The organism is Streptomyces sp. NPDC058812, assembly GCF_042744565.1.
GTDB lineage: Bacteria > Actinomycetota > Actinomycetes > Streptomycetales > Streptomycetaceae > Streptomyces > Streptomyces thinghirensis.
The window spans coordinates 169,348-178,907 of sequence record NZ_JBHYOB010000011.1 but is presented as its reverse complement, the minus strand read 5'-3'; the positions used below and the strand labels follow the sequence as shown (position 1 = coordinate 178,907).

Genomic DNA, 9,560 nt, shown 5'->3' with positions numbered 1-9,560 from the left:
GGGGGGGCGGGAGCCGGCCCCATGGGGGGCCCCCCGCCCCCGGGGAGAACCCGGGCGGCCCGCGCGGGTGAGGAAGGGGCCGCCGGTCTTCGCCGTCGCGACGGGAACCTCGGTCGCGGCGGGGACCTCGGTCGCGGCGGGGACCTCAGTCGCGTCGGCCGCCGTTGCCGTTGCCGCCGTTGCCCTGTCCCTGGAAGAGGTTCCCCGGGAAGCCGCCGTCGGTGCCGCCGTTGTCCGTGCCGCCGTCGATCAGGCCGCCGATGACACCGCCGTTGCCGCCGTCGCCGTTGTCCTCGTCACCGTTGCCGCCGTCGTCCCGGCCGCCGTCGTCGCCCCGGCCCTTGTCCTTTTCCTTGCTGTCCGGGATGTCGACGAGGTTGAAGTCGGTGGGCGACGTGCCCTCCAGCGCGCCCGACATCATGTCGCCCCAGATCGGGCCGGGGACCGCGCCGCCGAAGACCTTGGCGTGCGGTACACCACCGATGGTGATGTCGACCATCTGCCGCTCGTGCTTGGGGTCGCCGACCCACACGGCGCCGGCGAGGTCCGGCGTGTAGCCCACGAACCAGGCCGCGTACCGCTCGTCCGTCGTACCGGTCTTGCCGGCGCTCGGGCGGCTGTCGAGGCCGGCCTGCTTGCCCGTGCCGTCCTCGACCACGCCCTTGAGGAGGGTGTTGACGGTGTCGGCCGTGGTCTCGGACATGGCCCGGGAGCAGGTGGACTTCGGAACCTCGAGCGACTTGCTCTTGTTGCCGACCCGCTGGCTGATCGACTCGATGGCGACCGGCGTGCAGTACATGCCGCGCGAGGCGAAGGTCGCGTACGCGCTCGCCATGGTCAGTGGGGACACCTCGGTGACACCGAGGGCGATGGACGGCGTCTGCTCCAGCTTGTTGCCGTTGGCGCGCTCCACGCCCATCTTCTCGGCCATCTGCGTCACCGGGCAGATGCCGATGTCACTGATCATCTGCACGTAGTAGGTGTTGACCGACTTGGCGGTCGCCTCCTTCATGTCGTACGGGCCGACCTCTGTCTCGTTCTCGTTGGCGAGCCGGACACCCTTCTCGTTCCACGTCTTGCCGTCGCAGGCCGCGACCGGGGTCGGGTAGTCCATCTCGTACGGCGAGGAATACGACTTCGTCACCGGCATGCCGCCCTCGAGGGCCGCCGCGGCCACGATCGGCTTGAACGTCGAACCGGGCTGGTAGCCCGCGCCGCCGCCCATCGCGTCGTTGACGGACAGGTTGAGAGTGGTCTCGCCCTTCTTGACGTCGATGCCGTACGGACGCGACTGGCCCATCCCCACGATCTTGCCGGTGCCGGGCTCCACGATGGTGGCCGCGGTCGCCACGTCGTCGCTCGTGTAGACGTGGTCCTTGATCGACTGCTGCACCGACTTCTGGGCCTGCGGGTCGAGCGTCGTGCGGATCGTCAGGCCGCCCTGGTTCCAGGTCTTGGCCCGGTCCTCCTTGGTCTTGCCGAAGACCGGGTCGCTGAGGAACACCTCGCGTACGTAGTCGCAGAAGAAGCCCGCGCCCTTGACGGCCGTGATGCAGCCGTTCTTGGGCCGGCTGACCTCCAGCCCGAGCGGCGCCTTCTTCGCCTTCTCGGCCTCCGCCTGGGAGATGTCGCCGACCTGCGCCATGCGCGTCAGCACGACGTTGCGCCGCTTGGTGGCCTCCGCCTCGTCGTTGACCGGGTCGTACCGGCTGGGCGACTGGACGATGCCGGCCAGGAGGGCGGACTCCTGGATGTTGAGGTCCTTGGCGGACTTGGAGAAGTAGCGCTGGGCGGCCGCCTCGACGCCGTAGGCCTGCTGGCCGAAGAACGTGATGTTCAGGTAGTTCTCGAGGATCTTCTTCTTGCCCAGCTCCTCCTCGACCTGGATCGCGAGCTTCAGCTCGCGGATCTTGCGGCCGATGGTCTGCTGGGTGGCCTGGGCGACCTTCGTCGGGTCGTCACCGGCCTCCTCCACGAAGACGTTCTTGACGTACTGCTGCGTGAGCGTGGACGCGCCCTCGGAGACCTCGCCGCTGCGGGCGTTCTTGTTGAGCGCGCGCAGTACGCCCTTCAGGTCGACCGCGCCGTGCTCGTAGAAGCGCGAGTCCTCGATCGCGACGATCGCCTTCTGCATGTACGGCGAGATGTCCTTGAGGGCTACCACCGTGCGGTCGCGTGAGTAGACCGTGGCGATGGTGCCGCCCTCGGCGTCGAGGATGGCGGTGCGCTGGCTCAGCGGGGGAGTCTTCAGGTTGGCCGGGAGAGCGTCGAAACTCTCCACCGACCCCTTGGCGGCCAGCCCCAGCGCGCCCACGGCGGGCAACGCGATGCCGGCCAGCACTGCTCCCGCGAGCACACTGACACCGAGGAACTTGGCGGCCTGCTGCGTTGGCGACAGACCACCGCCCGAGCGCTTCTTTGGCATGGAGGCAGCCTACGTTCTCATTCGCCGGACACGCGTATATGCCTTGGCCTAAGCTGCACTCAACTGTCACAGCAGTGAGGCCACGTATCAATACGTCCGGCGACCCCGAATCGTTCCGGATCCGCTCGACTTTTTTCTGAGGGGCCCCGCTGGGGGCGCGTTGATGTGTACGGGCGCGTGCCACGGCGTGTGGGATGCGTGCCCGAATCCGCCTTGTGTGTCAATTGGTGTCCGTTGTGGCGCAACAGAGATGACCTGAATGCCGGGATCGTCGCGAATGTCGCCAGCTCACTCCCCCGGGTGATCTGCCGCTTACCCATAGTCCGTTCGGGCCATTCAAGATTGGGCCCGAAGGGGGTGTTGCGCTGTGCCCACCTTCCGTAACGTCCTCAACTGGCGGCGGTGAATATGCCGCTGCCGCCGTGGGGGAGCCTCGATTCGGGAGAGGACGGCGCCGGTATGGGCTGGGTAACCGACTGGAGTGCGCAGGCCGCCTGCCGCACTACCGATCCGGACGAACTGTTCGTTCAGGGAGCAGCGCAGAACAGGGCCAAGGCGGTGTGCACCGGATGTCCGGTGCGGACCGAGTGCCTGGCCGACGCGCTCGACAACCGCGTCGAGTTCGGCGTGTGGGGAGGCATGACGGAGCGGGAACGCCGCGCACTGCTGCGCCGGCGGCCCACCGTGACCTCCTGGCGCCGACTTCTGGAGACGGCGCGGACGGAGTACGAACGAGGGGTCGGCATCGTGTCCCTCGACGACGAGGAGATCTACGAGAACTACGCGGCCGTGGGCTGAGCCGGCCGGGGACCTTTCCCCGGGCACGGATGGATGTCCCGGGGCGCGGATGTCCCGGTCGGATCAGGCCCCTGTCTCGGGCAGCTCGGGCCGGTCCGTCGCGAGACGGACGCCGATGTCCCGCAGCCCCGCGAGGTCGTGCACGTCGCCCGGCAGCGCGGCCACTTCGGTGACCGCCACCTCGGGGTGACGCGCGGTGAAGCGGTCGCGCGTGCGCTGCTCGCGGGCGAGCAGATGCATCCGGTCCGCGTGCAGCCTCAGCAGGCCCGCTGTGAGCTGGTCGACGGATCGCTCCGGTGTGCCGTCCGGCGGTGTGCCGTCCGGCGCGCCGCCCACTGTGCCGTCCAGCGTGCCGTCCGTTGTGTCAGGAGCCTCGGGAGAGGGCTCGGGAGAAGGCTCGGAAGAACCTGAACTGCCGTACACGTCGGGAGAGTTACGAACTCCTACTTTCCCGCCGTCCTGATCCACAATGCGGGGATCCTCAAGATTTTCCCCGGCGAGACTTTCCGCGGCGGCGAGCGCCCGCTCGGCCGACAGCCGGTCGGCGCCGCTGCCGTGGACCCGGTTGAGCACCAGACCGGCGAGCGGCATGTCCTCGGCCGCCAGCCGCTCCACGAAGTACGCGGCCTCGCGCAGTGCGTCCCGCTCCGGGGCCGCGACCACCAGGAACGCCGTCCCGGGCGCCTGGAGCAGCTTGTACGTCGCGTCCGCGCGCGTGCGGAAGCCGCCGAACATCGAGTCCATCGCGGCCACGAAGGTCTGCACGTCCTTCAGGAACTGCCCGCCCAGCACCTTCCCCAGGACGCCGGTCATCATCGACATGCCGACGTTCAGGAACTTCATGCCGGCCCGGCCGCCGACCTTCGCCGGGGCCAGCAGGAGGCGGATCAGCTTGCCGTCCAGGAAGGACCCGAGTCGCTTGGGGGCGTCCAGGAAGTCCAGCGCCGAGCGGGACGGCGGCGTGTCGACGACGATGAGGTCCCACTCGTCCCTCCCGCGCAGCTGACCCAGCTTCTCCATGGCCATGTACTCCTGCGTGCCCGCGAAGCCCGCCGAGAGCGACTGGTAGAAGGGGTTGCCCAGGATCGCCGCCGCCCGCTCGGGATCCGCGTGCGCCTCGACGATCTCGTCGAAGGTGCGCTTCATGTCGAGCATCATGGCGTGCAGCTCACCGCCCGCCGAGTCGTCGACGCCCTTCACCCGGCGCGGGGTGTTGTCGAGCGAGTCGATGCCCATGGACTGGGCGAGCCGCCGGGCCGGGTCGATGGTGAGGACGACCACCTTGCGGCCCCGCTCGGCCGCACGCAGCCCCAGGGCCGCCGCGGTGGTCGTCTTGCCGACCCCGCCCGACCCGCAGCACACCACGATGCGGGTCTTCGGATCCTCCAGCAGAGGGTCGACGTCGAGCACACGCGCGGGGGAGAGGCGCCGCGCGCCCTCCTGGTGCCGGGCCGGGTCCGGACTCATGCGATCCCCTGCTTCCGCAGCTCGGTGGCCAGTTCGTACAGGCCCGCCAGGTCCATGCCCTCGGCGAGCAGCGGGAGTTCGTGCAGCGGCAGGCCCAGCTCGCCGAGGACGCCCCGCTGCTCCTCCTCCAGCGCGTACCGCTCGGCGTACTCCTCGGCCTGCGCCAGCAGCGGATCCACCAGCCGCTCGGCGTGTCCGCCCCGCCGCGCCCCGCCGAGCCCGGCACCGGACAGGGACCGGGCGAGTGCCGTACGCGGTGTGCTCCGTACGAGTTCCAGGTCGGCCGCGTCCAGCACCTCGGGCCGGACCATGTTGACCACGACCCGCCCCACCGGGAGCCGCGCCGCCCGCAGCTCGGCGATGCCGTCCACGGTCTCCTGGACCGGCATCTCCTCCAGGAGCGTCACCAGGTGCACGGCGGTCTCCCGCGACTTGAGCACCCGCATCACGGCCTGCGCCTGATTGTGTATCGGGCCGACCTTCGCGAGGCCTGCCACCTCGTCGTTGACGTTGAGGAACCGCGTGATGCGGCCGGTCGGCGGGGCGTCCATGACGACGTAGTCGTACGCGAACCGCCCGCTCTTGTCCTTGCGCCGCACCGCCTCGCACGCCTTGCCGGTCAGCAGGACGTCTCTGACGCCCGGCGCGACGGTGGTCGCGAAGTCGATCGCCCCGAGCTTCTTCAGCGCCCGCCCGGCGCTGCCCAGCTTGTAGAACATCTGGAGGTAGTCCAGAAGCGCCAGTTCGGGGTCGATGGCGAGGGCGTACACCTCCCCGCCCCCGGGAGCGACGGCGATCTTCCGCTCCTCATAAGGCAGCGCCTCCGTTTCGAAGAGCTGCGCGATGCCCTGGCGACCCTCGACCTCGACGAGAAGCGCGCGCTTCCCCTCGGTGGCCAGGGCCAGCGCGAGGGCCGCGGCCACCGTGGTCTTGCCGGTTCCGCCCTTGCCGCTGACGACCTGGAGCCTGCTCACGTATTCGAGCGTAACCAGTCCGCGCGCCGAGTACGCCGGAGGCTGTGGACAACGTGTGGAGAACGCCTCCTCGGTCGGCCGTCCGAGGGGGCCCGGGCAACGGCTAGAGTCGGCCACATGACCAAGTGGGAATACGCAACCGTGCCGCTGCTCGTCCATGCCACGAAGCAGATTCTGGACACCTGGGGCGAGGACGGCTGGGAGCTCGTCCAGGTCGTGCCCGGGCCGAACAACCCCGAGCAGCTCGTGGCCTACCTGAAGCGGGAGAAGCAGGCATGAGCGCCGTCGAGGCGAAGCTGGCCGAGCTCGGCCTGACGCTGCCCGAGGTCGTCCCGCCGCTGGCCGCGTACCAGCCGGCCGTGCAGTCCGGCCCGTACGTCTACACCTCGGGCCAGCTGCCCATGGTGGAGGGCAAGCTTCCGGTCACCGGCAAGGTGGGCGGCGAGGTCACGCCGGAGGAGGCCAAGGAGCTGGCGCGCACCTGCGCGCTGAACGCCCTGGCCGCCGTGAAGTCCGTCGCCGGTGACCTCGACCGCGTCGCGCGCGTGGTGAAGGTCGTGGGTTTCGTCGCGTCCGCGTCCGACTTCACCGGCCAGCCGGCCGTGATCAACGGCGCCAGCGAACTCCTCGGTGAGGTGCTGGGCGACAAGGGCGTCCACGCCCGCAGTGCGGTCGGCGTGGCGGTACTGCCGCTGGACGCGCCGGTGGAGGTCGAGGTCCAGGTGGAGCTCGTCCAGGCGTAGGCACGCGCAGGCAGGCGTGGACGGCCCTGCCTCCCCGGGCGGGCGGGAGGCGGCGCGGGGTGGGCGTTGCCAGGCCGGCAACAAAGCTCGCCCTCGTCGCTCCGCCCCGGCAGGATCGCATCCGGTGCCGCGTACGGGGCGGGAGCCGGTCGTGGTTGCCGGTCCCGGTCCGTTCGGGCGGCGCCGGACCGACCGATTGCGCCAGGAGGAGCCGTGCCGCGTCAGCCCGTGACCGATCACCAGCTCGTGAACGATCGACAGCCCGTGGCCGATCGGCAGCTCGTGACCGATCGGCCACCCGTGCACCGGATGGTGCCCTCACCGGCCGGCCGGATCCATCTGGTGGAGCAGGGCAGCGGCCCGCTGGTCCTGCTCGTCCACGGCTTCCCCGAGTCCTGGTACTCCTGGCGCCGCCAGCTTCCCGCGCTGGCCGCCGCGGGCTTCCGCGCCGCCGCGATCGACGTGCGCGGCTACGGACGCTCCTCCAGGCCCGACGCGGTGGCGGCGTACCGGATGCTCGACCTGGTGGCGGACAACGTCGCCGTGGTGGAGGCGCTGGGCGAGCGGTCCGCCGTGATCGTCGGCCACGACTGGGGCGCGACCATCGCCGCGCACTCCGCGCTGCTGCGGCCCGACGTGTTCCGCGCGGTCGGCCTGCTGAGCGTGCCGTACACCCCGCCGGGCGGACCGAAGCCCAGCGAGGTCTTCGCCGGCATGAGCGATCCGGCCGGCCCCTTCGCCGGGCAGGAGTTCTACGTCTCCTACTTCCAGGAGCCCGGCCGGGCCGAGGCGGAGATCGAGCCCGACGTACGCGGCTGGCTCGCCGGCTTCTACGCCGCCCTGTCCGCCGACACCATGCCCGCCCCGGAGGCGCCCGACCCGCACTTCGTCGCCCCCGGCGGCAGGCTGCGCGACCGGTTCCCGTCCGGCGGACGGCTGCCGTCCTGGCTGACCGAGGAGGAGCTGGACGTCTACGCCGGGGAGTTCGAGCGCACGGGTCTGACCGGCGCCCTCAACCGCTACCGCAACATGGACCGCGACTGGGCCGACCTCGCCGGCCACCGCGGCGCCCCGATCACCCAGCCGTCCCTTTTCCTCGGCGGCGGCCGGGACGCCTCCACCACCTGGCTGTCCGACGCGATCGAGGCGTATCCCACCACCCTGCCCGGCCTGACCGCCTCGCACCTCCTCGACGGCTGCGGCCACTGGCTCCAGCAGGAGCGCCCGGAGGAGACGAACCGGCTGCTCACGGAGTGGCTGACCGCCCTGTCCTCCTGACGCCCGCCCGGCCCCGGGAGCCACTCGAACATCCGCCCGTCACCGGATAGCCTCCGGCCATGGCGAACGGTCAGGCGAATGATCAGGCGAGCGGTCAGGGGAACGGGCAGTGGTACCCCCCGGAGTGGCCGGACCGCATCCGCGCACTGGCGGCCGGCACCCTCACCCCCGTCACCCCCAAGCGCGCGGCCACCGTCATGCTCCTGAAGGACGCCGATGCCGGTCCCGCCGTGCACATGCTGCGGCGCCGGGCCTCCATGGCGTTCGCCGGGGGCGCGTACGCCTATCCGGGCGGCGGGGTCGACCCGCGCGACGACGACCGCGACATCGGCTGGGCGGGCCCCACGCGCGCGTGGTGGGCGGACCGGCTCGGCGTCGACGAGGCGGGCGCCCAGGCGATCGTCTGCGCGGCCGTACGGGAGACGTACGAGGAGGCGGGCGTCCTGCTCGCCGGCCCGACCGGCGACTCGGTGGTCGGCGACACGACCGGCGCGGACTGGGAGGCGGACCGGGCCGCCCTGGTCGACCGTGAGCTGTCCTTCGCGGAGTTCCTGGACCGCCGGGGCCTCGTCCTGCGCTCCGACCTGCTGGGCGCCTGGGCCCGCTGGATCACGCCGGAGTTCGAGTCCCGGCGCTACGACACCTGGTTCTTCGTGGCCGCCCTCCCCGAGGGGCAGCGCACCCGTAACGCCTCCACGGAGGCCGACCGCACGGTGTGGGTCACCCCGGCCGAGGCGGCGGCCGGGTACGACAAGGGCGAGCTGCTGATGATGCCGCCGACCATCGCGACCCTGCGCGGTCTCGCGGCGTGCGGTACGGCGGCCGAGGCGCTGGCGTCGGCTCCGGGCCGCGACATGACGCCCGTGCTGGCCCGGGCACGGCTCGTCGGCGGCGAGATCGTGCTCTCCTGGCCGGGGCACGACGAGTTCACCAAGCACGTCCCGAGCACGGATACGGCCGCGCGTTCCGGTCCGGCGCCGGCGACACCTTCCGACCCGACCGGAGGAGCCTCCGCATGACGGACGCAGCAGCACTGCCCGGACAGCCGCGCGGCGGCGTCCTGTCGGGCCCGGCCACCGCGCGCGCGGTGAACGTCCTGGCACCCAACGCCTCCGCGATGACCCTGGACGGCACGAACACCTGGATCCTCGCCGAACCCGACTCCGACCTGGCCGTCGTCGTCGACCCGGGCCCCCTGGACGACATCCACCTGCGGCATGTCGTCGACACGGCCGAGCGGGCGGGCAAGCGGGTCGCGCTGACGCTCCTGACGCACGGTCACCCGGACCACGCGGCGGGCGCCGCGCGCTTCGCCGAGCTGACGCGGACGAACGTGAGGGCCCTGGACCCGGCGCTGCGGCTGGGCGGCGAGGGGCTGGCCGCCGGTGCCGTGATCGAGGTGGGCGGTCTGGAGCTGAGGGTCGTACCGACCCCCGGGCACACGGCCGACTCCCTGTGCTTCCATCTCCCGGCCGACCGGGCGGTCGTGACCGGCGACACGATCCTGGGCCGCGGTACGACGATGGTGGCCCACCCCGACGGCCGTCTCGGCGACTACCTGGACTCACTGCGCAGGCTCAGGTCGCTCACGGCCGACGACGGGGTGCACACGGTGCTTCCGGGCCACGGCCCCGTCCTGGACGACGCCCAGGGCGCCGTGGAGTACTACCTCGCCCACCGCGCCCATCGCCTCGCCCAGGTCGAGACGGCCGTGGAGGACGGCTACCGGACGCCGGGCGAGGTCGTCGCCCACGTGTACGCGGACGTCGACCGCTCACTGTGGCCGGCGGCGGAACTGTCGGTGCGGGCGCAGCTGGAGTACCTGGACGAGCACGGGCTCATCGAGCTGCCCGACTGACGTCTGCCCGACCGACG

General features: G+C 71.5%; 9 protein-coding genes. 6 read left to right on the top strand and 3 right to left on the bottom strand.

The features are described from left to right. Positions 1-145: 145 nt before the first annotated feature. Positions 146-2,425 carry a transglycosylase domain-containing protein gene (locus tag ACFW48_RS23605; protein ID WP_386317588.1) on the bottom strand — a complete coding sequence of 760 codons (2,280 nt, stop codon included), beginning with the start codon at positions 2,423-2,425 and terminating at the stop codon, positions 146-148. 459 nt (positions 2,426-2,884) lie between these two features. Between ACFW48_RS23605 and wblA the strand changes: the two genes are divergently transcribed. Then, positions 2,885-3,223, top strand: a complete 339-nt coding sequence (wblA, locus tag ACFW48_RS23600; RefSeq protein ID WP_310872073.1) for a transcriptional regulator WblA — start codon at positions 2,885-2,887, stop codon at positions 3,221-3,223. A gap of 63 nt (positions 3,224-3,286) precedes the next feature. Here wblA and ACFW48_RS23595 read toward each other — a convergent pair whose 3' ends face one another. Both ACFW48_RS23595 and ACFW48_RS23590 read right to left on the bottom strand, forming a co-directional pair. Next, positions 3,287-4,690, bottom strand: a complete 1,404-nt coding sequence (locus ACFW48_RS23595) for an ArsA family ATPase (RefSeq protein WP_386317586.1) — start codon at positions 4,688-4,690, stop codon at positions 3,287-3,289. Beyond that, positions 4,687-5,664 (bottom strand): ArsA-related P-loop ATPase, encoded by a 978-nt coding sequence (locus tag ACFW48_RS23590; protein WP_386317584.1) that lies wholly within the window; start codon positions 5,662-5,664, stop codon positions 4,687-4,689. Before ACFW48_RS23590 ends, ACFW48_RS23595 begins: the two co-directional genes overlap by 4 nt. A gap of 117 nt (positions 5,665-5,781) precedes the next feature. On the opposite strand from ACFW48_RS23590, the gene ACFW48_RS23585 reads away from it, so the two are divergent. The 5 genes from ACFW48_RS23585 (at position 5,782) to ACFW48_RS23565 (ending at position 9,543) form a co-directional block, all read left to right on the top strand. After that, positions 5,782-5,943, top strand: a complete 162-nt coding sequence (locus ACFW48_RS23585) for a DUF4177 domain-containing protein (protein WP_003975360.1) — start codon at positions 5,782-5,784, stop codon at positions 5,941-5,943. Beyond that, on the top strand, positions 5,940-6,407 hold the full coding sequence (locus ACFW48_RS23580; RefSeq protein ID WP_386317582.1) for a RidA family protein: 468 nt from the start codon (positions 5,940-5,942) through the stop codon (positions 6,405-6,407). Before ACFW48_RS23585 ends, ACFW48_RS23580 begins: the two co-directional genes overlap by 4 nt. A 309-nt stretch (positions 6,408-6,716) precedes the next feature. Continuing rightward, positions 6,717-7,685, top strand: coding sequence for an alpha/beta fold hydrolase (locus ACFW48_RS23575; RefSeq protein WP_386317731.1), 969 nt, complete (start codon positions 6,717-6,719; stop codon positions 7,683-7,685). A 59-nt stretch (positions 7,686-7,744) separates the two neighbouring features. Continuing rightward, positions 7,745-8,704: an NUDIX hydrolase gene (locus tag ACFW48_RS23570; protein WP_386317580.1), complete on the top strand. Its 960-nt coding sequence runs from the start codon at positions 7,745-7,747 to the stop codon at positions 8,702-8,704. After that, positions 8,701-9,543 carry an MBL fold metallo-hydrolase gene (locus tag ACFW48_RS23565; protein WP_386317578.1) on the top strand — a complete coding sequence of 281 codons (843 nt, stop codon included), beginning with the start codon at positions 8,701-8,703 and terminating at the stop codon, positions 9,541-9,543. Before ACFW48_RS23570 ends, ACFW48_RS23565 begins: the two co-directional genes overlap by 4 nt. Positions 9,544-9,560 lie beyond the last annotated feature (17 nt).

Coding starts and splice junctions, on each gene's coding strand:
- ACFW48_RS23605 (WP_386317588.1), bottom strand. CDS start 2,425: ATGCCAAAGAAGCGCTCGGGCGGTGGTCTGTCGCCAACGCAGCAGGCC.
- wblA (WP_310872073.1), top strand. CDS start 2,885: ATGGGCTGGGTAACCGACTGGAGTGCGCAGGCCGCCTGCCGCACTACC.
- ACFW48_RS23595 (WP_386317586.1), bottom strand. CDS start 4,690: ATGAGTCCGGACCCGGCCCGGCACCAGGAGGGCGCGCGGCGCCTCTCC.
- ACFW48_RS23585 (WP_003975360.1), top strand. CDS start 5,782: ATGACCAAGTGGGAATACGCAACCGTGCCGCTGCTCGTCCATGCCACG.
- ACFW48_RS23580 (WP_386317582.1), top strand. CDS start 5,940: ATGAGCGCCGTCGAGGCGAAGCTGGCCGAGCTCGGCCTGACGCTGCCC.
- ACFW48_RS23575 (WP_386317731.1), top strand. CDS start 6,717: ATGGTGCCCTCACCGGCCGGCCGGATCCATCTGGTGGAGCAGGGCAGC.
- ACFW48_RS23570 (WP_386317580.1), top strand. CDS start 7,745: ATGGCGAACGGTCAGGCGAATGATCAGGCGAGCGGTCAGGGGAACGGG.
- ACFW48_RS23565 (WP_386317578.1), top strand. CDS start 8,701: ATGACGGACGCAGCAGCACTGCCCGGACAGCCGCGCGGCGGCGTCCTG.